Raw genomic sequence first — 23,004 nt, forward strand, 5'->3', positions numbered from 1 at the left:
CCGATGAGAAGGAGCCGCCCGCCCGCTTCGTCGGCGCTCGGTGACCCGCCAGCGTGCGCGGCGATGCCGTCCGGCACGCAGGGGAGTCCGAAGACGGAACGGTCGTCCGCGTCCTGGTCCACCGCGTCGCGCGGATGGCGGGCGAATGGGGATTCGCGACGTTCGCGATGACCTCGCGGATGTAAGGGCGACGGCCGCCATTCGTCCTCGGTGCGACAGGTCCGGCGCTGTGCCCGGTCGTCGGCCAACTGCTGGGCGACAGCACCGGAGCGGGCACCCACCACCGCGGCGACGAGCGTGATGTCGCGGGTGTGCGCCCGCAGCGTCAGCGTGCGGTCTTGTGCCGGTTACCGGCCGGAACAGGTGCCGGTCATCGCGTGCCGTGACCTTGGCAGGCTGTCAGCGCGCTGTTCTTGGTGGCGTTGAACCGGTCGATCGCCGTGTTGAGGGTGTCGGTGTCGGCGCGGCGGGCCAGCGTGTCGGCCAGGGCGTTGGTGTCGTCGCGGTAGGCGCGCAGCGAGGTGGCGATCGCGGACGGCACGTCTCTGGTCACGTTCTGGTCGACCGAGCGCGCATTGTTGCGCAACGTCGAGACAGCGGTGTCCGCTTTGCCGTTGGTCTCGGCATCTGCGCGCCCTTTGGTGTTGCTGGCATCGATGTAGTCGTTGAATGCCCGTACCGAGCTGCCGTTCGCGGCCAGGAAGGCGTCGCAGGCCGAGCCGGTCGCGCGTTCGACGGCGGCGGCCCGGGACGAGGAGGCGGCGGCCGAGGAGGAGGTCACCTCGGAGGCGTACGCCGCGAGGTCGGTCCGATTCACCTCCGCCGTACCGGAGACTTGCTGTGCGCAGGCGCCGATGAGCAGCACGCCCGCCGTGATGGCCGTCGCGGCCGCCGATAGGCTCGCGCGTTCGAGTCGTCGCATGATCGGCCCTCACTCCCCTCGGACGTCCGGCCGGGACGGATGGACGGAGCCGGACGATCCGACCGTACGTTGTGCGGACGGGACACGCGCGCCCGCGCCGATATCGATGGTCAACCGATATCGGCGCGGTGACCGGGTCAGCTCTGGCCGAGCATGATCCGCATCTGCTCGATCTCGACCCGCTGGGCGGCGATGATCGCCTGCGCGAGCCCCTTGGCCTCGGCGTTCCGGCCGTCGGCCAGCTCCGTTTCGGCCATGGCGATCGCGCCCTGGTGGTGATCGATCATCATGGTCAGCCACTGACGGTCGAAATCCGGACCGGATGCCGCCCGCAGCGCCGCCATCTGTTCGGCGGACATCATGCCCGGCATGCTGGGCATGCCGTGGCCGCCGTGTCCCTCGCTCGTGGTGGGCGCGGGCTTGCCGAAGCTCTGCAACAGGGCGGTGATCTGCTGCATCTCCGGGGCCTGTGCTTGCTCGACCTGCGTCGCGAGCGCCCGCAACTGCTGGTTGTCGGTGTGGCTCGGCACCAGTTGCGCCATCTCGACGGCCTGGGCGTGATGCGGATACATCATCTGCAGGAATGTCACGTCGGCGTCGTTGTAGTCGCTGCGCGCTGACGTGCTCGGGCCGGCCGAGATGGTTGTCGAGGTGCCGTGCTCGGTGGTGTGCCCGGTTTCGGCGTCGCCGCATCCGGCGAGACTCACCGCGGCGATCGCGGCGAGGACGAGGACCGAGCGGGTACGGGTGATGGACATGGGTGCTCCTTGTGCGGGGCGAAGTTCGGAGGACGGAGTCGACGAGGCCGCGACCGTGGTTCGGACACACGGCCGCGGCGGACCTGTCAGATCCGCAGAATCGCCAGTTCGGCCAAGGTGAGCACGGTCCAGGGCGGTGGTCGTTCGCGCCGTGCCCGCCAGTGCCGCGGCCGTGCCGCACCGGCGCCGGGGCGATCGACCGCCATCCGGTACAGCAGCACCAACGCGGCCAGCGCGAGCAAAGCGACCAGGATGAAGACGCAGCCGTGCTGCGTGCCGTGGCCCCCGTCGCACCCGCCGCCTGCGCAATGGGCGAGCTTCGTCGTGACGAGGGCCGGTGCGGTTGCGCTGTGTGACGCGGCTGCGTGTGCTCGCGGGGTTCCGGTCCGTGATGCGGGGGCTGCGTGTGCTCGCGGGGTTCCGGTCCGCGATGCGGTGACGGCGAGCGGTCGCCCGACTTCGGCGTGTACTGCCGTGTCTACGATGGCTCGCGCGGCGAAGAAATCGTCGGGCGCGATCACCGGCGTACGCGCCGCGCGGAGGGAATCACCGTCAGCGACGCGGGCGGGGTCCTGCGGCCGAAGTCGGTCGTGGCCGCTCGCAGCGCTGTCCGGGCGTGGCGATGTCGCATGGTGGGAACTGGTCGCTTCGTGACCGGTGACGTGCCGAGGAGCGGCAGTCCGTCCAGGACTGCCGGGCGCTGCCGCGGACGCGAGCTTCGTGGCGACGTGCGCACCGGCGATGTGGGCGTGTTCGGAGGCTCCGAAGACCACCGAATGCATGGCGACGACTCCGAGCAGGAGCGTCAGCAGCCCGACCAGCCGGGGCGGCCCGGCGGCGCGGAGTCTGCGGTGATCGGCCACGGGTACCGAGTCTAGCCGGTGTTGCCGGTCATACCCATTGGCGGTACCGGTATCTACGGGCTCGCGATGTCCACGACCAGCCGGGTCGGGTCGGCCAGCGCCGTGACGGTGAACGCGGGCCGGTCGGCCTGCACGCCGATGAACGACTGGGTGACACCCTCGTACACCGTGGTCCGATAGACACCCGCGATGCCGGTGACCTCCGGATCCACCGCCGGGTCGGGGCCCGCGTACGGTGTCACGCCACTGTCGAACGGATAGGCGGAGCCGAGGATCCGCACTTCCAGGATCGACCGGCCCGCCACGTCCACGGGATTGCCGCTGGCGTCCTGCACGGCGCGGTCGGTGTACCGGACGACCCAGCCGGGGGTGCCGACGCCGCCGAGCTCGTAGACCACGCGATCGAAACCGGCCTGACGCCCCAGGCGGACATCGGTCACCGTGAGCGCCGCGTCGCCGGAGGGCTTGCCCTGCTTCGGCGCGGCGTCGCCCGGGACCGGGGCCTGCGCCGCGGCGGCCGACGTCCGTGTCGTCGAGGCGACCGGGAGGCCCGGCCCCGCCCCGCCGTCACCGCAGCCGGTGAGCAGTGCCGTCGCGGCTGCGGCCAGGAACACCATCCTGTTGCGCATGGGCAGATGCTACTCAGCACAACGCGTCGGATGGCGTAACCGGAGCGCGTTGCGGCTGATTCGCCCGTAGCTTTCATCCGAGACGTGAGGGCACCCGTACGCCGCGCACGCGCTTGCTCTTTCGGACGCGGTCGGCAAGCGGTCGACTCGTCCCCGTGCGACTGTTGCTCGAAGCAGCGGCGAAAAGTCCTGTCCCGACTCGGTTCAGCGCCCAAGCCGCGATGCCGGAATCATGGCGGCATCGATTGGCCGGGGTGGGCGCGGTCTTGCGGCAACGATCTAGCACACTTGAGGTGTGGGAGATGTCGAGGACGTACTGAGCCGGCTGCGGCGGTATCCGGACGTGGAGGCGCTGAACCTCTACGCGGTGGACGCCGCCGATCGGCTGATCCTCGACGTCGCGGCCGACGCCCTGTCGACCGTCGATAGCGGGAAAGTAGCCGTTATCGGCGACTCCTATGGTGCGCTGACCCTCGGCGCCATCGCGGGGCATGATCTGCGCGACGTCAGGGTGCATCAAGACCTGCTCACGGGCGAACTCGCCCTCGCCAACAACGCTCGTGCGGCGGGACTGTCGGATCGCTACACGGCGCATCCCCTCGGTCCGGAGTTGCTGCGTGATGCCCAGGTGGTCCTGCTCCGCCTGCCCCGTGTACTCGCCGGGCTGGCCGAGGTCGCCGACGCCATCGCCCGCTACGCGGATCCGGCGGTCGAGGTGTACGCGGGCGGGCGCGACAAATATCTGACCAAGTCGATGAACGAGGTTCTCGCGCAGTCGTTCTCCGAGGTGCGCGCCAGCCGTGGCAGGCAGAAGTCACGCACGCTGCTGGTCACCGGTCCGAAACCCGTGGCCGAACAGGCGTTTCCGGTGCGCGAGCGGCTGGACGAGCTCGGATTCGAGGTGGTCGCGCACGGGGCGGCCTTCTCCGGCGCGCGCCTGGACATCGGCACCAGGTTCCTGCTCGAGCACCTGCGACTGATGAAGCCGGACGCGCGTGACGCCATCGATCTCGGTTGCGGCACCGGCATCCTGGCCGTCGCGTTGGCGACGGTGCGGCCGGGCATCAAGGTGATCGCCACCGATCAATCCGCCGCGGCGGTCGCGTCGGCGCGAGCCACCACCGAGGCGAACGGGGTCGCCGACCGGGTGTGCGTGGTACGCGACGACGCTATGTCATCGGCCGCGGACAACAGCGCCGACCTCGTGCTGTGCAATCCGCCCTTCCACGTCGGCGCGGCCGTGCACACGGGATCGGCGATCAAGATGTTCGCCGAGACCGGGCGGGTGCTGCGCCCGGGTGGTGAGCTGTGGACGGTGTACAACTCACATCTGAACTATCGGGCCGTGGTCGAACGGATGGTGGGCCGGACCGAGGTGATGGGCCGCAACCGGAAATTCACCGTGACTCGTTCGGTGCGTGGCTTACACGACCCGCGACAGCGGTAGAGTCCGAATTGTCCGGCTCGACGAGACTCCCCCGGGAACTCGCGACGGATGACAAACGTTGGACAGGGCAGTTGGATATCGAGGGAACGAACTCGATGAACAGCGGCAACGACTCCAGAAAGGGACGCCGTTCATGCGTACCACGAGCAATCCGGTTTTCAGGAACCTGCCCAGGCAGGAGGGCGGTGGATACGCCAGCTTCGGTTCCGGCGTGACCTCCGCGGGACAGTTCGGCAACCAGTACGGCCAGTACCCGCAGCAGCACGGCCAGTACCCCCAGCCCTACCAGCAGGCTCCTCCCACCACGCGGTCGATGACCATCGACGACGTGGTGACCAAGACGGGCATCACCCTGGCGGTGCTGGCTCTGTCCGCGATCGTCTCCTACGGCCTCACCAACGCGAACACCTCGCTCGCGCCGCTGTTCGTGATCGTCGGCGGCCTGGTCGGCCTGGTGCTGGTGCTGATCGCGACCTTCGCGAACAAGATGGACAACCCGGTGCTCGTGTTGTCCTACGCCGTCGCAGAGGGCTTGTTCCTCGGTGCGCTGTCGTTCATGTTCACCAACGTCGAGTTCGGCGGGGTCGGCGGTAGCGCGCTGATCGGCCAGGCGGTGCTCGGCACCTTCGGTGTCTTCGCGGGCATGCTCGTGGTCTACAAGACCGGCGCCATCCGGGTGACGCCGCGCTTCACCAGGATCATCGTCGGCGCCATGATCGGCATCCTGGTGCTGATGCTGGGCAACCTGGTCGCGAGCTTCTTCATCGACGGCGGCCTCGGCCTGCGCGACGGCGGCCCGCTGGCGATCGTGTTCAGCCTGGTGGTCATCGCCATCGCCGCGTTCAGCTTCCTGCTCGACTTCGACGCCGCCGATCAGCTGATCCGGGCGCAGGCCCCGGAGCGGGCGGCCTGGGGCGTCGCTCTCGGTCTCACCGTCACCCTGGTCTGGCTGTACGTCGAGATCCTGCGATTGCTGAGCTACTTCCAGAACGACTAGCCATAGCGAGAAGGGCGGTCGCCGGATCTCCGGCGACCGCCCTTCTCCGTCTGCGGCTCAGCTCAGGCGTTCGATGACCATCGCCATGCCCTGGCCGCCGCCGACGCACATCGTCTCCAGACCGAACTGCTTGTCGTGGGTCTGCAGGTTGTTGATCAGCGTGGTGGTGATCCGGGCGCCGGTCATGCCGAACGGGTGGCCCAGCGCGATCGCGCCGCCGGAGACGTTCAGCTTGTCCTCGTCGATCTTCAGCTCCCGCGCCGAACCGAGCACCTGCACCGCGAACGCCTCGTTGATCTCGACCAGATCGATGTCGTCGATGGTCTTGCCCGCCAGCGCCAGCGCGCGCTTACACGCCTCGATCGGGCCAAGGCCCATGATCTCCGGCGACAGGCCGGACACACCTGTGGACACGATTCGCGCCAGCGGCGTCAGCCCGAGTTCCTTGGCCTTGGTGTCGCTCATGATCACCAGCGCCGCCGCGCCGTCGTTGAGCGGGCAGCAGTTGCCCGCGGTGACGGTGCCGTCCGGCCGGAACACCGGCTTCAGCGCCGAGACCGCCTCGTAGGTGACGCCGGCGCGGGGGCCGTCGTCCTTGCTGACCACGGTGCCGTCCGGCAGCGTCACCGGGGTGATCTCCCGCTCGAAGAAACCGCTGGAGATCGCTTCCTCGGCGCGGTTCTGCGAGCGCACGCCCCAGCGGTCCTGGTCCTCGCGGGTGATGCCGGTGGAGGTCGCCACGTTCTCGGCGGTCTGCCCCATCGCGATGTAGACATCCGGGATCAGGCCGTCCTCGCGCGGGTCGTGCCAGATGCCCGCGCCGCCCTCGGCGGTCTTCGCGGTGCGCGCCTGCGCCTCGGCGAAAAGCGGGTTCTGCGTGTTCGGCCAGCTGTCGGCCGAGCCGTTCACATACCGCGACACGGTCTCCACACCAGCGGAGATGAACACCTCGCCCTCGCCCGCCTTGATCGCGTGGAAGGCCATCCGGGTGGACTGCAGCGACGAAGCGCAGTAGCGGTGCACGGTGGTGCCCGGCACGAAGTCGTAGCCGAGCTGGACGGCGACGACGCGGGCGATGTTGAAGCCCTGCTCACCGCCCGGCGAGCCGCAGCCCAGGATCAGGTCGTCGATCTGGGCGGGGTCCAGGGCAGGCACCTTGTCGAGCGCTGCCCGCACAATCTGCGTGGTCAGATCGTCGGGCCGCATATCGACCAGCGAACCCTTACGGGCCCGGCCGATCGGAGAGCGTGCGGTCGAAACGATGACGGCCTCGGGCATGAGGACTCCTTGGGTCGGACGGTTCTGGCGAACCGGAGTTGTTACTCGCGGGTTCGTACCGAATCTACGTCGCCCTGCCGAGTACCGGAAGCGCCCGTCCCGCCCAGTGCCCCCAGCAACACCGGGAGCAACTGCGCCGCGGCCAGTTCGTAGCCGGCGGCCGAGGGGTGGAATCCGTCGGCGGAGAACAGAAGCTCTGGTGCGGCGCGGAACTCGGGCGCGAGCAGGTAGCCCATGCGCACCGGGTGCCCGCCCGCGACCGTCGTCGCGACGTGCTGCGCCTTCGCCAATCGCACGCTCCAGTTCTGCACGACGATCCGCAGCGGCTGGGGAATGGCCGCCACCGTGCCGAGATTCGGGCAGGTGCCGACCACCACCACCGCGTCGGCGCGGCGCAGCCGGGCGACCGCGGCGGCGAGCCTGCGCGCGGAGGCGCGGATCGAGTGCTTCTTGGTGACGTCGTTCGCGCCGACGAGGATGATCGCGGCATCCGGCGGCGGGCCCGCGATGAACATCGCGTCCACCTGGCCGGCCAGGCCCTTGGACGTGGCGCCGGAGATCGCCTTCGTGCTCAGGCGGATCCGCTGCCCGGTCGCCTCGGCGAGACCCCGGGCCAGGCGCACTCCCGGCACCTCGTCGGCCACCGTGCAGCCGAGGCCCGCCGCGGTGGAGTCGCCGAAGATCATCAGGTGCAGGTCGGCGTGCTTGCCGGTGCGCCAGGGCTCGGGCTCCGCGCAGTCGGCGGTGTAGATGCCGTCCGCCTCCGGCGGCTTCGAGGTGTCCCGGCCGATCATCCCGCGCGCGACGCCCGCCTGCGCCATGAGCAGGCGGTAGGTCGCCCACCACACGGTGCCCGCCCCGGAACCGGCGAGCATGGCCGCCGCACCGGTGATCGCCGCGGCGCGCCGGCGAGATCGAGGTGCGCTCACGGCAGCGATTTTACGAAATCCCGCCGGACGATGAGTGCCGACGAATCGGCGCTCGTCGGGCGCCCGCCTCGCCCCGGCGGCCCTGCTCGCCGGTGGGGCGGTTCGGGTTCCCCGGACAGGTCAGCGATCGTGGCCCGCGTGGGGCGAAGCGGCGCGTCGGCCGGTATCGGACCGTGAACGGCGCGAGCCGCGGAACGGAACCACCAAGCGCCACGCCGTGGAGCTGTCTACGGGCGTGCCGAGTCCGTGGACCGGCTGACCTCAGCCAGGAACCACGAAGCTGCCGCGCGCGGGGATGCTCGCCGCGTCGGTGGAGACGGTGACCTCCACCAGCCCGGGGCCGGTGTCCTGGAACAGCGCGTACTGGATGCTGCCGTAGATTCCGGTGACCACGACGTTGTCGTAGCTACCCGTCGCGCCGGTGCTGACGTTGCGCCACGCCACGGTGGTGCGGACCTCGCACAGGGGCGCCAGGGGATAGATGCCGGGCCCGATGCCGTTGACGGGTAGCGCCCGGACGTTCAGGATGGCGCGCCCCGGCCATTCGGGCCCGGTGTCGGCCCAGGTGCGGATGCTGGTCCAGCACAGACCGCCGCGCGCGAGCGTGGGCACTTGCGGGAATTCGACGGTCGCCGCCTCCGCGTGCGCGCCGGATCCGACCACCAGGGCCACCGCGGATCCGGCCAGAATCGTTGCGGCGCGGGCGATGTTCGGCTGCCTCATGGCAGCGATCCTAAGGCCACGGGGGGCGGTTCGCCGGTAGTCCGCGCCCGCTGCACGTGGCGTGCGCGAACTCACAGTTAGTGCGTCTGCAACTATGGGGTCCATGCGCATCGCGGATCATGTCGTGGATCTCATCGGCAACACGCCGCTGGTCCGGTTGAACTCGGTCGTCGGACCGAACGCGGGACTGGTCGCGGCCAAGGTCGAATACCTGAACCCGGGCGGCAGCTCGAAGGACCGGATCGCGGTGAAGATGATCGATGCCGCCGAGCAGTCCGGCAAGCTGCGCCCCGGCGGCACCATCGTCGAGCCCACCTCCGGCAACACCGGCGTCGGCCTCGCCCTGGTCGCGCAGCAGCGCGGCTACAACTGCGTGTTCGTCTGCCCCGACAAGGTCAGCGAGGACAAGCGCAATGTGCTGCGCGCCTACGGCGCCGAGGTCGTGGTCTGCCCGACCGCGGTGCCGCCGGATCACCCGGACAGCTACTACAGCGTTTCCGACCGCCTGGTGCGGGAGATCGACGGCGCGTGGAAGCCCGACCAGTACTCCAACCCCGGCGGTCCGGACAGCCACTACGAGACCACCGGCCCGGAGATCTGGCGCGACACCGACGGCAAGGTCACCCACTTCGTGGCGGGCGTCGGCACCGGAGGCACCATCACCGGCACCGGCCGCTACCTCAAGGAGGTCTCCGGCGGGAAGGTCCAGATCATCGGCGCCGACCCGGAGGGGTCGGTGTACTCCGGCGGTACCGGGCGGCCCTACCTGGTCGAGGGCGTCGGCGAGGATTTCTGGCCGTCCGCCTACGACCCCGCCGTTCCGGACGAGATCATCGCGGTCTCCGACGCGGATTCCTTCGACATGACCCGCAGGTTGGCCCGCGAGGAGGGCCTGCTGGTCGGCGGTTCCTGCGGCATGGCCGTCGTCGCCGCCGTCGAGGTGGCGCGGCGCGATCCCGACGCGGTGGTTGTGGTGCTGCTGCCCGACGGCGGGCGCGGCTACCTGTCGAAGATCTTCAACGACGAGTGGATGAGCTCCTACGGCTTCCTGCGCGAGCGGCTGGACGGCACAGCCGAACCGCTCGTGGGCGACGTGCTGCGGGGCAAGTCCGGCGAGCTGCCGGACCTGGTGCACACGCACCCATCGGAGACGCTGCGCGACGCGATCGAGATCCTGCGCGAATACGGCGTGTCGCAGATGCCCGTGGTCGGCGCCGAGCCGCCGGTCATGGCGGGCGAGGTCGCGGGCAGCGTGTCCGAACGCGATCTGCTGTCGGCGGTCTTCGAGGGCCGGGCGCACCTGACCGACTCGGTGGCCCAGCACATGAGCCCGTCGTTCCCGCTGATCGGTTCGGGCGAGCCCATCTCCGCCGCGACGAAGGTGCTGTCGGACACCGACGCGCTGATGGTCGTCGAGGACGGCAAGCCCGTCGGCGTGATCACCCGCCACGACCTGCTCGGCTTCCTCAGCACGGGCAGCATCGGGAAGTAGCCGGACACCGAATTACGGAGCAGGCTCGCCGCACCGCGTAGGGCGGCGAGTGCGGCGTGGCCTATGCCGGGCGCCTGCCGCGCACCGTCTCGCGCACGCCGCCGGTGACCAGGTCGGTCCATTCGTCGGCCAGCAGGGCCAGCCGGTACCAGGCGGCGTGCACCCGGGCGTCGGACACCTTGTCGGCGGTGTGCAGCAGGTGGCTGGCGTGGACGTGGGCGGCGGCCATGCGGTCGACCGTGGCGCCGACGGATTCGGCGCGCAGGTGCTCCGTCGCCCGCTTCCTGGGCAGCTGGTCGATCACCCAGGCGTCGATAGCGGCCACGAGTTCGGCTCGGCGGCAATCTATTCCGGCCGCGGCCAGCGGGTCGAGGTGACGCCTTCGGTGCAGCGCCGCCAGTGTCCCGGCCCACCCGAGCAGCGGGTGGTCATCTTCCGGCTCGCCCGGATGACCAGCGAAGGCGGCCACCAATTCGCGCTGGTCCGGCAGCGGCCGGGCGCCGCCGTGCGAGCGCCGGGGCAGATGGTCACGCACGAACATGGCCGGCTCCCAGCGCTTCCGGAACCGTACGCATCGCGCGAGGGTCTATCGTCGACGTGTGCATCTGTGCACCTCCAGTGGTGTGACGGTGGAGGCATCGCCCCAATGCCCGGTTCCCCCAATATCATCCGCGTGCCCCTTGGCCTGGTGGTGACACTTATATGGCATGTGAATGACAAGAGGTAACAATCCTCTACCGCCCCCGCGCCGAGTCGTGTGAGGAGGTCTCCGCCGAGCCCGCGCGCATGCTCACGCGAGTCCGGCTGGGCAAGGGGAGCATCCGGGACAGGAACGGCTCAGCCGGGAAGCAGGCGGTGCGACATGGCGAAGACTGCGGCGCCCGCCCGGGTGTGGTGGCCGGTCTTGGCACGCAGTTCGGAGAGGTGATGTGCGACAGTGCGTTCCGGCAGGAGCAGTGCGGCGGCGATCTCCCGGCCGCAGTGGCCACGAGCCGACCGGCGCAGCACGGCGATCTCGATTTCCGAGAGGTCGTGGCCCGCGGGGCCGGTGCGGTCCTCGGCGGCCGCGATGACGGCGGCGCAGGCCGCACCGTCGAGTCGGCCCGCGGCGACTTCGGCCCCGAGGTGGGCGGCGGCTTCCGCGAGGCGTGCGGCCGGGCGATAAGGCCGCGCTTCGGTACAGGCCGCGAAAACGTCCGCCGCCGCGAGTAATCGCGCCCCGGGTGAGGTGTCTCGCCTGCCTCGGGGATAGCCGCTGCCGTCGAGGCGTTCGTGGTGCGCTGCGGCGAGATCGGCCAGATCCGCCAGTCCGGGGCAGCGGCGCAGAATGCGCTCGGTCCAATAGCCGCGCAACCGAACACGTTTCCAGTCCTGCGGACCGAGCGGGCCGCCGCGGTCCCAGACCGCGCTGGACACCGCGGCGCGGCCCAGGTCGTGCAGCAGGGCGGCGGCGCGCAGTGCCGCCCGATCGTCGGCGGGCAGGCCCATTCCAGCGGCTGCGGCGTCGGCCAACCCGGTCACGTGCGCCGAATGACCCAGTAGGTAGCGACCTTTCAAGTCGACGACCATCGCCATCGCCAGGCCGGGGCGCTCGAGTTCGGCGGCCGGAAGCGTCGACGGCGTTCCTGGTTCCGCGGCGAGGACGGCGGCGAGCAGGTCGGGAACGTCGAGCATCGCATGGATGGCGTCGGCGTCGCAGGCGGCCACCAGGTCGGGGTCGAGGTGCCCGCCGGCTCGTCGCCGCAACTCCTCGACGACCTCCGGCCGCCTCGCCATGAGGCCAACGGCGGGACGTGCCCGGCCGTGCTCGGCGGCCTCGCCCGTCGGTTCGCTGTCGCGCGGGGCGATCGGCGCTGGGGCGGTCGCGGGTTCCATACCGGCCGTATCGAGCGCGAGTACCACCTGTTCGGCCACGTGCAGGATTCGGCCAGGGAGCGAGATGGCCTCCCCGCGTAGCCGGTTCGGCGCGCCGAGCCCGTCCCAGCGTTCCTCCACTTCGGTCAGCGCGCGAACGGCGGCATCCGGCAGGCCCAGGCGCGACCCGAGCGCCCGGACGATCTCGCCCGAGGACCGCAGCTCCTGCGGCGGCGCGGTCTGCGACTGCGCGACGAACCGATTGCGCAGCGCCGATTGGGCGGCGGGCGCCCAATTGCCGAATCGGCGCAGCTGGGCGGTGAAGACGGCGGGATCACCCGGATCCAGCACGTGGCACGCGCGCTGGAAAGCGATGTCGTCGGCGTACCATTGCGCGTTCTCCGAGGCGCGGCCGGTGCACCCGAGGTCGGCGAGCAGCGCGGCGTGGAAGACCGCGCTGCGCTCGGCCTCCGGCAGCCCGATCCGCTCGGCGAGGCCGGTGGCGACCAGACAGGTGGCCAGCCCCTTCTCCAACGGCATCCCGGTGGCGAGATCGGTGGTCAGCGACAGTGCCGCGAAAACTTCGGCGGCGCGGATCGACGACATGCACCGACAGTAGTGTCCGTCCGTTGCTCGCGCAGGCTCGAATCGGTTCTGCGCGAGAAGGATCCGCGCCCGGATCGGACGGGCGTCCGATCGGCTGCCGGGCAGTCGGCAGGCTTCGGCAGGGCATATTCGGCGGGATGCGGCCGGGGGACGGGATTCGGCAATTCATCAGCACCGTTCGTGCCCCTTGCCGGTTCCTCGTCCTCCGTCGTCGGCCGGCCGCCGCCACGATCTCGGCTCAGGGCGATCGTCGCGCCCCTGCCGACCGCCGGCGCGGGCCCCCGGGGTCGCGAAGCGATCGAGCCGACGGGCTCGACGCCGATCGTTACCCCCGCGACTACCCGACCGGGTGTGAAAAGGTTGGTCAGCGGAAAGCGTTCGCGTCGGTCAAAGCCCGCCCGAGCACCAGCTGGTGCACCTCCGCCGTGCCTTCGTAGGTGAGCACCGACTCCAGATTGTTCGCGTGGCGCAGCACCGGATAGTCGAGCGTGATGCCGTTGGCGCCGAGAATCGTCCGGCACTCGCGGGCGATGGCGATGGCTTCCCGCGTGCTGTTCAGCTTCCCCGCGCTGACCTGCTCCGGTGTCACCACGCCGCGGTCCTTCAGCCGTCCGATGTGCAGCGCGAGCAGCTGCCCTTTGCCGAATTCCAGCGCCATGTCGGCCAGCTTGGCCTGGGTGAGCTGGTAGGCGGCCAGCGGCTTGTCGAACACCTCGCGGGTCCTGGCGTACTCGATGGTGGCCGCCAGGCACTCGCGCGCCGCGCCGAGCGCGCCGAAGACGATGCCGAAACGCGCCTCGCTCAGGCACGCCAGCGGCGCGGCCAGTCCCCGCGAACCCGGCAGCACCGCGTCGGCGGGCAGGCGAACGTCGTCGAAGCCCAGCTCCGCGGTCACCGAGGCGCGCAGCGACAGCTTGCGGTGCATCTCCCGCGCGGTGAACCCGGGCGTCCCGGCGGGCACCAGGAACCCGCGGATCACCTGCCTGCCCTCGTCCTCGGTCTGCGCCCAGACCACCGCGACGTCGCTCACCGACCCGTTGGTGATCCACATCTTCGAGCCGTTGAGCACCCAATCGGAGCCGTCGCGCTTCGCCCGGGTGCGCATGCCGCCCGGGTTCGAGCCGAAGTCCGGTTCGGTCAACCCGAAGCAGCCGATCGCGCGCCCCGCGGCGAGTTCCGGCAGCCAGCGCTGCTTCTGGTCCTCCGAGCCGAATTTGTGGATCGCGGTCATCGCGAGCGAACCCTGGACCGAGACCATGCTGCGGATGCCGGAATCCACCGCCTCCAGCTCCTGGCAGGCCAGGCCGTACGCGGTCGCCGACATGCCCGCGCAGCCGTAGCCCTCCAGATGCATGCCGAGCAGCCCGAGCTCGCCGAGTTCGGGGGCGAGTTCGCGGGCCGGGAAGGTGCCCGCCTCGAACCACTCGGCGACGTGCGGGCGCAACCGCCGAGCCGCGAAGGCCGCGACGGTGTCCCGGATCTCGCGCTCGTCCTCGGACAGCAACGCATCGGTGGCGAACAGTTCTTCCACGGTGACCATGGGCTCAGCCTAGAGGGGCCGGTTCGGCTGAGACCGAACTCACGCAGGAGGTGCGAGCGCATGATTTCCGGCGGAGGCACGAACTGCGCGTAAATCCATCGAATCGGGAGCCGGGATCCCGCCGTGCCGACTCGGTTGTGTCGATTTGCCCGATTCCCCTGCGCGCGCCGCCGCGATCTGCCCGCACCGGGAAGTTGCCCAGGAATCGCCCCGATTAGGCTGGCCCTCATGAGCGAGCTGGGATTCTCCACACGGGCCGTGCACGCCGGGTATGAACCCGATCCGCAGACCGGCGCGGTGAATGTGCCCATCTACGCGAGTTCGACGTTCGCCCAGGACGGCGTGGGCGGGTTGCGCGGCGGTTTCGAGTACGCGCGCACCGGCAACCCGACGCGGTCGGTCCTGGAGGCGAACCTCGCCGCGCTGGAATCGGGCCGCTACGGCCGGGCGTTCGCGTCCGGCATGGCCGCGACCGACTGTGCGTTGCGCGCCACGCTGCGACCGGGCGATCACATCGTGATCCCCGACGACGCCTACGGCGGCACCTTCCGGCTGATCGACAAGGTCTTCAGTCAGTGGGGTATCGAGCATTCGCCCGCGCACGTGTTCAACGTGGACGAGATGCGCGCCGCGATCCGGCCGAACACCAAGCTGGTCTGGATCGAGACCCCGACCAACCCGTTGCTGAGCATCGGCGATATCCCGGCGCTGGCCGACGTCGCGCACGCGGCGGGTGCGAAGCTCGTCGTGGACAACACCTTCGCGACTCCCTACCTGCAGCAGCCTCTGCGGCTCGGCGCGGACATCGTGGTGCACTCCACCACCAAGTACCTCGGCGGCCACTCCGACGTCATCGGCGGCGCGCTGATCACCAACGATCCGGAACTCGACGCGGCGTTCGCGTTCCTGCAGAACGGTGCGGGCGCGGTGCCGGGTCCGTTCGACGCGTTCCTCACGCTGCGTGGCATCAAGACCCTGGCCCTGCGGATGGACCGGCACTGCGACAACGCCGAGACCGTCGCGGAGTTCCTGTCCGGGCACCCCTCGATCTCCCAGGTGATCTACCCCGGCCTGCCGGAGCACCCGGGCCATGCGGTCGCGGCCGAGCAGATGCGGCGTTTCGGCGGGATGATCTCGGTGCGCCTGGGCGGCGACGTGGAGGCGGCGCGCAAGTTCTGTGCGCGGACCGAGGTGTTCACCCTCGCCGAATCCCTGGGCGGTATCGAGTCGCTGATCGAGCATCCAGCCGCGATGACGCACGCCTCCACCGAGGGATCCGAGCTGGAGGTGCCCGCGGATCTGGTGCGGCTGTCGGTCGGGATCGAGGATGTCAGCGACCTGCTCGCGGACATCGAGCAGGCGTTGAGCTAGGTTCACGGACATGAGGAAGCGGCCGCACCCGATGATCGGGCGCGGCCGCTCGTGTCCGCGGGGGTGTCGGCCGGCCCTGGCGGCGCGGCCCGGAGCATCAGCTGTGGTAGGGCTCGGCGCTGATCAGGGTGACCTTCATCGTGTTGCCGTTGGGCAGCGTGTATTCCCTGGTCTCGCCCACCTTGGCGTCGATGAGCGCGCCACCGAGCGGGGAGTTCGGCGAGTAGGTCTCCAGCTTCGAATCGCGGAGGCCCTCCTCCCGGGTGGCGATCAGGAAGGTTTCGGTGTCCGTCTCGTCGCCGTCGTAGTAGACCTTGACGACCGACCCGGGAAGCGCGACGCCGGACTTGGTCGGTGCGACGCCGACCTTGGCGTTGTTCAGCAGCTCCTGCAGTTGGCGAATGCGCGCCTCCTGCTGACCCTGCTCCTCGCGGGCGGCGTGGTATCCGCCGTTCTCCTTGAGGTCGCCCTCTTCCCGGCGTTCGTTGATCTCGGCGGCGATGACCGGACGGTTGGCGATGAGCGCGTCGAGTTCGCTCTTGAGCCTGTCGTGCGACTCCGGGGTCAGCCAGGTCACTTGCGTCTCAGTCATCTCGATCACTCCCTAGTAGTTGTTCCCGGCAGGCCGGGATTCCCTGAGCACCGGCGTGCGCCCACCCGGAAGCGGGCACGCACCAGTCGACGGCTAGAGCGATCCTGGGAAGTTCATCGAACCCCGACAGGCCCTGGTCGCGGGCAAGCTCGCAAGCCCGAACCGTCAGCGCTGGCCGCCAATGCAGCAAACACGGCTCCGAGCCCCGGAACCGTGTATCACGCCATTTTAGCATGATTCACAAATGTGCTGGTCGGAGTTGATTTCCTGGGCAGGTCGCCGGTGGATGCGCGGAAATCAGCCAACCCGTAGGTAGCCGGGTACCCGATCGCTGCACGCGTACACACTGCCCGACGCGGGCCGCGCGGACGAGCGCACGACGGTGGTCAGTTCGACCGTCCCGCTGCTCGACGGTTCGATGAGCACCTCGCGCCGACCGAGTTCGGAACCGTCGCGCGCCATCGCGCGGACGAAACACACCACGGGCCGCTCCGGGTCGGCCCGGGTCACCTTGAGCCGGATCGTCATGGTCGAGTCGTCGACGACGACGTAGCCGAGCTGCTCGGCCTCGATGTCCTCCGGGCCGTACTTCTGATACCCGAGGTAGGCCACGCCGAGCCCGGCGAGCACCACCAGCACACCGAGCACCGGCACGACCCAGCGGTGCGGCTTACGTGGCCGCGTGCCGTACCGGTCGGCCAGGGGACCGCTCGGGGGCGTCGCCGCGGCTCCGGCGTCGCCGCCGCTCTCCGGCGCGGGCTGGCTCATGGTGGTCGCTCCCGGGGGGTACGTCGGAACAAATGTGGGTCGAATGGAACTATAGGTAACGAAGCCCCGACACCCGCGACCGAGAGCGACGGAGAACGAGACGTGAGTGGCCTTCGCCTCATGGCGGTGCACGCCCACCCAGACGACGAATCCAGCAAGGGTGCCGCGACGACCGCCCGTTACGCCGACGAAGGACACGACGTCCTCGTCGTGACGCTGACCGGCGGAGAGCGCGGAAGCATCCTGAACCCGGCCATGGACACCCCCGGCGTCCTGGAGCGCATCCACGAGATCCGCCGCGAGGAGATGGCCGCCGCGGCCCGCGCGCTCGGCGTGCGCCAGCACTGGCTCGGTTTCGTCGACTCGGGACTGCCGGAGGGCGACCCGCTGCCGCCGCTGCCGGAGGGCAGCTTCGCGCTGGTGCCGCTGGAGGAGGCGACCGAGGCCCTGGTCCGCGTGGTGCGCGAGTTCAAGCCGCACGTGATGACCACTTACGACGAGACCGGCGGCTACCCGCACCCCGACCACATCCGCTGCCATGAGGTGTCGATGGCGGCGTTCGAGGCGGCGGGCGATCCCGAGCGTTTCCCGGACGCGGGCGAGCCGTGGACGCCGCTCAAGCTGTATTACGACCACGGCTTCAGCATGAAGCGGATGGAGATCTTCGCCGCGGAGTACGAGCGTCTCGGTGAACCGTTCCCGCTGCAGGAATGGCTGGACCGGATGCGCAAGTACGCCGCCGAGCGGGGTGACACGTTCGCCCGGATCACCACCCAGATCGACTGCGCCAAGTACTTCCCGCAGCGCGACGACGCCTTGCGCGCCCACGCGACGCAGATCGACCCGAACGGCGCGTTCTTCGCCATTCCGATGGAGATGCAGCAGCGGTTGTGGCCGACCGAGGAGTTCGAGCTGGCCAAGACCCGGGTGCGCACGGAGCTGCCGGAAACCGACCTGTTCGCGGGTATCGAGGACGAGCGGTCGTGACGCTGGTCCTGCTCGCCCAGACGCCCGGCACGCCGACCGGGCCCGAGTTCGGCAAGGCGTCGCCGCTCGGTCTGGTCATCGTCCTGCTCCTGCTGGCGGGCACGTTCCTGCTGATTCGATCGATGAACCGGCACATCAAGGGGCTGCCCGCGACCTTCGAGCCCGAACATCCGGAGCCGGACCAGGAAGCCGACGAAGGGACCGAGCACGGCATCACGAGCCGGGCCGAGGAGCCGAAAGGCGCCGACCCCGAAGGGCGCGCCGAATCCGGCTGACGGGGCGAGAAAGCATTTCTGACCTGCTTTTTGTTACCTTTTCGCCCGCTCTTTCGTCAAAGCGGTAGTCGCGGCACGAACCACGGCTCGTCCTTCCGGACAGCCGCCCCGGACTCGTTGCTCGCGTCTCCTATCGACCGCTGACAGTCAGGAAAGAGCGATGACATTCGACGAACTGCGCGCTGCGCTGCCCGGCCGTGTGCTGGTGGCCGGTGACGATGGATTCGACGATGCGGCCCGGCCGTGGACGACGACAGTCGCGCAGCCGGTGGCCGCACTGGTGCACGCCAATGATGCGGCCGACGTCGCGACCGTGGTGCGGTACGCGGGTGGCGCAGGCGTACCGGTGGTCACCCAGCCGACCGGGCACGGCGCCTCCGGCGGGGTGCCGGACGCGATTCTGCTCCGCACCGGCCGATTGGACGGCATCGAGATCGACCCCGAGCGCCGAGTGGCGCGCGTCGGCGCCGGTGTGGCGTGGGGCCGGGTGCAGGCCGCCGCTGCCCGGCACGGGTTGACGGGCTTGGCGGGCAGCAACCCGGTCGTCGGCGTGGCCGGATACACCCTCGGCGGTGGCATGAGCTGGTTCGGCCGTAAGCACGGCTGGGCAGGCGACGCGGTGCGCGCGTTCGAGGTCGTCGACGCCGCCGGCGCCCGCCGCAGGGTCACGGCCGGGGACGATCCGGATCTGTTCTGGGCGCTGCGCGGCGGCGGTGGCGATTTCGCCGTGGTGACGGCGCTGGAGTTCGATCTGTTCCCCGCGCCGGAATTGTTCGGCGGCCGCATGCTGTGGCCGGAAACCCGGATCCGTGCGGTGTTCGACGTCTTCCAGGAGATCACCGCCGATGCGCCCGACGAACTGAGCGTATGGTTCCAGCGCCTGCAGATCCCGGACGCGCCGCCGATGGTCGGCATCGACGCCGTCTACCTCGGCGACCCGGATCGAGGGCGCGCGCTGCTCGCGCGGCTGGAGGCCATCGGTGCGCCGATCCTCGACAAGCGCGGTGTTTTCGGGCCCGCCGACATCGGCGCCGTCACCGGCGAACCCACGACGCCGAGCCCGTCGCTTTCGCGCACCGAGCAGCTGACCGAACTCGGCGACGCCGTGGTCAAGACGCTGATCGACGAACCGGTCGCGCCGCTGGCGAACGTGCAGATCCGCCACCTGGGCGGCGCGCTGGCCGAGACCAAGCCGGACGGGGGCGCCCGGGGCCCGATCGCGCAGCCGTACCTGCTCTACTGCCTGGGGCTCGGCTTGCCGCACCTCGCCGACGCGGTCCACGCGCGGCGCACCGCCATCGTCGACGCGTTGAGCGCGCAGATCAGCGGCGGCAAGCCGTACACCTTCCTCACACCCGGTGAAGACGCTTCCGCGGCTTTCGATACCGCGACGCTGACCCGGCTGCGCGCGATCAAGCGCGCCCGGGACCCGCACGGTGTCATCCGGGCCAACTATCCGGTGCTGGGGTAGGCCGGCGGCGGGCCGAGAGCAGCCAGTGGTCTCGGCCCGCCGGCGGTCAGAAGGGCCAGTCGGCGTCGCGGCCCGCCTCCAGCAGCGGGATCATCCGGAACGCGGCGTCGGTCAGGCCGCCGAAGGTGTGCCGGTACGGTGCGCCGCCGGGGGCGTGTCCGTAGCGGTATCCCGCCAGGTTCCAGGTGTAGAGCGGCACCCGGCCGGGCAGCGCCCGGCCGACGTCGCCGTCGTGCGCCTGCTCGTCGGTCAGGATGACGACCCGGTCGTGACCCGCGTAGTGCGCACGCACCGCGCCCGCCGTGTCGGTGCCCCAGCCGAGGAAGTAACCCTCCTCGCGCCACCGCCGCACCGCCGCGAGCACCGGCTCGGCGCGCCGCTGCGGAAAGACCAGGCTGGCGGGCCGAGTCTGGCCCTTCCAGCTGCCGCCGGGGCTGGAGTACGACACGACGTCCGCCTGCGCGCAGCGCCGGGCGAGCGCGAGGCCGAACAGTGCCGCGGCGTCCCAGCGCGCCAGCGAGCCGTCCTTGGCGAACCCGGCCTGCATCGAGCCCGAGGTGTCCACCAGCACCAGCGTGCGCCCGGGCAGCGCGGGCACGGCCGCGAGCGAATGACCGAGCGCCTGCTCGAGCGCGTGACCCCAGCGCAGCGACGGCGCGGCCCGGTACGCCGACAGGAACCGCATCGGCAGCTGCCGCGAGCGCGCCACCTGGTGCGGGTCGGCGAGCTCGGCGGCCACCTGCGCGGCCACGGCGTCGCTCACCCCGGCCTGGTCGAAGTTGCGCAGGTTACGCAGCTTGGCCATGTAGCCCATGGTCGGGATCAACGCCTCCCAGACCGGCGCGTCCATCGGACCCTGCAGCCAGCCTGCGACCGCCTCCCAGGTCATGCCCGCCGCGCGCAGCGTGGCACGGGCTCGCTCGGGGTTGTCGAACAGCGCGCGGCGGTGCTCGAGCGGACGTGCCATCAGCTCCACACGGGCACGCAGCACCGCCAAGGTGGCGGGCAGGTCGGTCTCGCGTCCGTATCGCCGATCCAGCGCGTGTGCGAACAGTGCGCCCTGCCAGGGCTTTTCGGCCGCGGGGGCGGGATGGGTGAGCTGCAGCACGTCGGCGAAGCGGAATGCGCGCGCGGTGCTGTCCCACTTGAGCACAGCGCGCTCGTCGTACAGACGGCGCACGGCGTCGGCGATGCCGCGCTTGACCGGCTTGGGCACCGCACGCCCGTGCACCGAGGTCCAGTACGCGAGCAGTTCCCCCGGCTCGTCGGCGCGCTGCAGCACCGAGTCGATCACCTGCCGCGACATTCCCGGCGCGTCCGCCTCCAGCCGCGCCTTGGCGAACTCGGCCGCGCCGACGAGCGCGGCACTGCGCATGTTCGCCTCGGTGCGCAGCCAGCGCAGGAAGCGGGCGGTCCACTCCGGGTCGGCCAGCGTCGTCCGGCGCACCAGCGCGGCGTAGCGGTCGTCGCGCTGACCGGCGGACTCGTAGAAGGTGTGCTCGCCGACCATGTTCGTGACGGCCAGCAGGAACAGCTCGCTCTGCGGCGTGCGCTCGTATCCCGGGCCGCCTTCGAAGGTGTGGCCGGTCGGACGGGTCTCGCTGGTGACCGGTGAAGTCGCGCCGGGGCGCGCGAGGTTGAACTTGCTCATGGATTCCCCCAGTTGTGCACGGGGACAAGCGCGGACGCCGCAGCCCGAGAGGAATCCTCCGCGGCGCACCGTTCAACGCAGGCACGGTCTGCCTGGGTGTGGAAGTCGCCGTGGAGGCGCACCGGGCCGGTGCGCGCGATGCCCCCCGAGATGGTTGTTCGTCGACGGCGATTCCCCGGGGTTTGTGGTGGAGAAGTAGCCGTCGACTTCGCACCGGGAGGTGCGATGGGATTGTGGCGCATCCGGTTTCATCCGGGTGCTCCGAAACTGTAGCGAGACGAATCCCCGCGCCGCACCTTATTTTCGCGGGCGTCCGAGAAAATGCGGCGACGGCCTGCTCGCCGTATCGAGCGACCGAATGGATTCGGCAGGAATCGAACCCGAAGTAACCGTTGCCTGCGCACCGGACGCGCCGCGACGTCGTGCGTGTGAACCGGCCCGAGATCATAGCTGGACCACGGACAATGCCCTCCGTGCTCGCCGTTACACCACCGCCGAAGGGCGGTCCGGAATCGAACCGGATCTTTCGGGTCCGAAGTAACCGTGGTTCGCGCACCGGGCGGTTCGCGCGTGCGTGAGTCGCGTTGTAGCGCACCCGAGATCGAAATCGGCCACGGAACGTACCGCTCTACCGTTGAGCTACCGGACCGTGGGGGTCCGGGCGGGACTCGAACCCGCAACCTGTCCATTAGAAGTGGAAGTATCCGTTGCCTGCGCACCGGGTGCTGCACCGAGGATAGCGGGACCGTCCGATCCCGCGCATCTCCTTTTCCCGCCGCCGTCACCAGAAGCACACCGCCGGCAACTATTTCGGCGCAAGGCGGAGTTCGCATTGCCGCGCGCTGGTCGGTGTCCTGTGTTACCAATTCAGCCAAACCGCTCGACCGGAGGATGCTCATGGACAACGTGATCGGACAGATCGACCGTGCACTCGATGCGACCGGAGCGATCGTCGCCGCCGTGGGGGGAGCGGGTCTGGCAGCGCCCACGCCGTGCCGGGATTGGGATGTCCGCACCGTGCTCAACCACACCGTGGGTGGGATGCACATCTTCGCGGCGGCCCTGAGCGGCACGGACGCGGGCGCCGAACACGAGTCCGACTGGCTCGGCGGTGATCCGCAGGGCGCCTACGCCGCGGCGGCGGAGGTCGACCGCGCCGCCTGGCATCGGCCCGACGCGCTCGACGGCACGGTGGGTATCTCGCTCGGGGACCTGCCCGGCCCCGCGGCGGCGCTGGTCCATCTCACCGAGGTTCTCGTGCACGGTGTCGACATCGCGGTGGCCATCGATCGGCCGGATCTGGCCGACGACCAACTGTGTGGCGAACTGCTCGCCACCATGCAAGCCATGGGCGGCATCGATTCTTTCCGCACGCCCGGAATTTTCGGGCCCGAGATCGCCGTCGCCGACGACGAACCGGCACACCGCCGGTTGCTGGCCTATGTGGGACGCGAAGTGCTGGCCCGGACGGCATAGTCGGCGGAACGAGCCGAAAGCGGCGCGGGGTGAGACAACGTAATCCGCCCTGCTGCCGGGAATTTCGTCGAACGCCGCATTGGGAAACGCGCAGCCCGGAAATCGACGATCCGCCTACCCGGGTGGGAGCGGCCGAACAGGTGTCGACGCTCCCACCCGGCACGAGGGGCGTCCGAGATCAGGGCGGCGACGGAATACCGGCTCGACGAATCGAGCCCAACGGGCCCGAAGGCCCTGCCTTTGGATAGCTCTGCCGATTGAGCTACCGGATCGCTCGCAACCCGGACGGGATTCGAACCCGCAACCCATCCACTGAAATAGAAGTAACCGTTTCCTACGCACCGGACGCGGATAGGACTGTAGCCGGTTGATCGA

At 70.0% G+C, this 23,004-nt stretch carries 21 protein-coding genes; 8 read left to right on the forward strand and 13 right to left on the reverse strand.

Features of this window, described 5'->3' with window-relative positions; all coding sequences use genetic code 11:
- Positions 1-370: 370 nt before the first annotated feature.
- From ACWEKR_RS06735 to ACWEKR_RS06750, 4 genes are all read right to left on the reverse strand, one after another.
- Entirely contained in the window at positions 371-922 is a 552-nt protein-coding gene (locus ACWEKR_RS06735; RefSeq protein ID WP_452353656.1) for a hypothetical protein, read from the reverse strand.
- 137 nt (positions 923-1,059) lie between these two features.
- Positions 1,060-1,680, reverse strand: a complete 621-nt coding sequence (locus tag ACWEKR_RS06740; RefSeq protein ID WP_452353657.1) for a DUF305 domain-containing protein — start codon at positions 1,678-1,680, stop codon at positions 1,060-1,062.
- 86 nt (positions 1,681-1,766) lie between these two features.
- Positions 1,767-1,922 carry a hypothetical protein gene (locus ACWEKR_RS06745; protein ID WP_452353658.1) on the reverse strand — a complete coding sequence of 52 codons (156 nt, stop codon included), beginning with the start codon at positions 1,920-1,922 and terminating at the stop codon, positions 1,767-1,769.
- 674 nt (positions 1,923-2,596) lie between these two features.
- Positions 2,597-3,172, reverse strand: coding sequence for an AMIN-like domain-containing (lipo)protein (locus ACWEKR_RS06750; RefSeq protein WP_452353659.1), 576 nt, complete (start codon positions 3,170-3,172; stop codon positions 2,597-2,599).
- A gap of 295 nt (positions 3,173-3,467) precedes the next feature.
- Between ACWEKR_RS06750 and ACWEKR_RS06755 the strand changes: the two genes are divergently transcribed.
- Together ACWEKR_RS06755 and ACWEKR_RS06760 are read left to right on the forward strand one after the other, a co-directional pair.
- Complete coding sequence (locus ACWEKR_RS06755; protein ID WP_452353660.1) at positions 3,468-4,619, forward strand: class I SAM-dependent methyltransferase; 1,152 nt, start codon at positions 3,468-3,470, stop codon at positions 4,617-4,619.
- 133 nt (positions 4,620-4,752) lie between these two features.
- A complete protein-coding gene (locus ACWEKR_RS06760) occupies positions 4,753-5,616 on the forward strand; it encodes a Bax inhibitor-1/YccA family protein (protein ID WP_195086000.1) in 864 nt (287 codons plus the stop codon).
- 57 nt (positions 5,617-5,673) lie between these two features.
- Here ACWEKR_RS06760 and ACWEKR_RS06765 read toward each other — a convergent pair whose 3' ends face one another.
- The 3 genes from ACWEKR_RS06765 to ACWEKR_RS06775 all read right to left on the reverse strand — a co-directional run bounded on the left by ACWEKR_RS06765 (position 5,674) and on the right by ACWEKR_RS06775 (position 8,546).
- Positions 5,674-6,894 carry an acetyl-CoA C-acetyltransferase gene (locus tag ACWEKR_RS06765; RefSeq protein WP_159843093.1) on the reverse strand — a complete coding sequence of 407 codons (1,221 nt, stop codon included), beginning with the start codon at positions 6,892-6,894 and terminating at the stop codon, positions 5,674-5,676.
- Between the two features lie 41 nt (positions 6,895-6,935).
- Positions 6,936-7,769: an SGNH/GDSL hydrolase family protein gene (locus tag ACWEKR_RS06770; protein WP_452353803.1), complete on the reverse strand. Its 834-nt coding sequence runs from the start codon at positions 7,767-7,769 to the stop codon at positions 6,936-6,938.
- A gap of 315 nt (positions 7,770-8,084) precedes the next feature.
- Positions 8,085-8,546, reverse strand: coding sequence for a hypothetical protein (locus ACWEKR_RS06775; RefSeq protein ID WP_452353661.1), 462 nt, complete (start codon positions 8,544-8,546; stop codon positions 8,085-8,087).
- 103 nt (positions 8,547-8,649) lie between these two features.
- On the opposite strand from ACWEKR_RS06775, the gene ACWEKR_RS06780 reads away from it, so the two are divergent.
- Positions 8,650-10,038 (forward strand): cystathionine beta-synthase, encoded by a 1,389-nt coding sequence (locus tag ACWEKR_RS06780; protein WP_452353662.1) that lies wholly within the window; start codon positions 8,650-8,652, stop codon positions 10,036-10,038.
- A gap of 61 nt (positions 10,039-10,099) precedes the next feature.
- Here ACWEKR_RS06780 and ACWEKR_RS06785 read toward each other — a convergent pair whose 3' ends face one another.
- The 3 genes from ACWEKR_RS06785 to ACWEKR_RS06795 all read right to left on the reverse strand — a co-directional run bounded on the left by ACWEKR_RS06785 (position 10,100) and on the right by ACWEKR_RS06795 (position 14,038).
- Positions 10,100-10,579, reverse strand: a complete 480-nt coding sequence (locus ACWEKR_RS06785; protein WP_452353663.1) for a DUF4254 domain-containing protein — start codon at positions 10,577-10,579, stop codon at positions 10,100-10,102.
- A 296-nt stretch (positions 10,580-10,875) separates the two neighbouring features.
- Positions 10,876-12,498, reverse strand: a complete 1,623-nt coding sequence (locus ACWEKR_RS06790; RefSeq protein ID WP_452353664.1) for an HD domain-containing phosphohydrolase — start codon at positions 12,496-12,498, stop codon at positions 10,876-10,878.
- A gap of 364 nt (positions 12,499-12,862) precedes the next feature.
- Positions 12,863-14,038: an acyl-CoA dehydrogenase family protein gene (locus ACWEKR_RS06795; protein ID WP_281877622.1), complete on the reverse strand. Its 1,176-nt coding sequence runs from the start codon at positions 14,036-14,038 to the stop codon at positions 12,863-12,865.
- Between the two features lie 228 nt (positions 14,039-14,266).
- Between ACWEKR_RS06795 and ACWEKR_RS06800 the strand changes: the two genes are divergently transcribed.
- Complete coding sequence (locus ACWEKR_RS06800; RefSeq protein ID WP_159843104.1) at positions 14,267-15,409, forward strand: cystathionine gamma-synthase; 1,143 nt, start codon at positions 14,267-14,269, stop codon at positions 15,407-15,409.
- 97 nt (positions 15,410-15,506) lie between these two features.
- Here ACWEKR_RS06800 and greA read toward each other — a convergent pair whose 3' ends face one another.
- Both greA and ACWEKR_RS06810 read right to left on the reverse strand, forming a co-directional pair.
- A complete protein-coding gene (greA, locus tag ACWEKR_RS06805; RefSeq protein ID WP_040782534.1) occupies positions 15,507-16,001 on the reverse strand; it encodes a transcription elongation factor GreA in 495 nt (164 codons plus the stop codon).
- A gap of 297 nt (positions 16,002-16,298) precedes the next feature.
- Complete coding sequence (locus ACWEKR_RS06810; protein WP_452353665.1) at positions 16,299-16,769, reverse strand: DUF4307 domain-containing protein; 471 nt, start codon at positions 16,767-16,769, stop codon at positions 16,299-16,301.
- 102 nt (positions 16,770-16,871) lie between these two features.
- Between ACWEKR_RS06810 and mca the strand changes: the two genes are divergently transcribed.
- From mca to ACWEKR_RS06825, 3 genes are all read left to right on the forward strand, one after another.
- Positions 16,872-17,756, forward strand: a complete 885-nt coding sequence (gene mca / locus ACWEKR_RS06815) for a mycothiol conjugate amidase Mca (protein ID WP_452353666.1) — start codon at positions 16,872-16,874, stop codon at positions 17,754-17,756.
- The gene (locus tag ACWEKR_RS06820; RefSeq protein WP_452353667.1) at positions 17,753-18,031 is read left to right on the forward strand and encodes a hypothetical protein; all 279 of its coding nucleotides are present in this window, start codon (positions 17,753-17,755) and stop codon (positions 18,029-18,031) included. Before mca ends, ACWEKR_RS06820 begins: the two co-directional genes overlap by 4 nt.
- 160 nt (positions 18,032-18,191) lie before the next feature.
- Complete coding sequence (locus ACWEKR_RS06825; protein ID WP_452353668.1) at positions 18,192-19,502, forward strand: FAD-binding oxidoreductase; 1,311 nt, start codon at positions 18,192-18,194, stop codon at positions 19,500-19,502.
- A 46-nt stretch (positions 19,503-19,548) separates the two neighbouring features.
- Here ACWEKR_RS06825 and ACWEKR_RS06830 read toward each other — a convergent pair whose 3' ends face one another.
- Positions 19,549-21,153, reverse strand: a complete 1,605-nt coding sequence (locus ACWEKR_RS06830) for a TROVE domain-containing protein (protein ID WP_452353669.1) — start codon at positions 21,151-21,153, stop codon at positions 19,549-19,551.
- A gap of 897 nt (positions 21,154-22,050) precedes the next feature.
- Between ACWEKR_RS06830 and ACWEKR_RS06835 the strand changes: the two genes are divergently transcribed.
- Complete coding sequence (locus tag ACWEKR_RS06835; protein WP_195085988.1) at positions 22,051-22,629, forward strand: TIGR03086 family metal-binding protein; 579 nt, start codon at positions 22,051-22,053, stop codon at positions 22,627-22,629.
- The last annotated feature ends 375 nt before the right edge of the window (positions 22,630-23,004 follow it).

This window comes from Nocardia sp. NPDC004573, assembly GCF_053602135.1.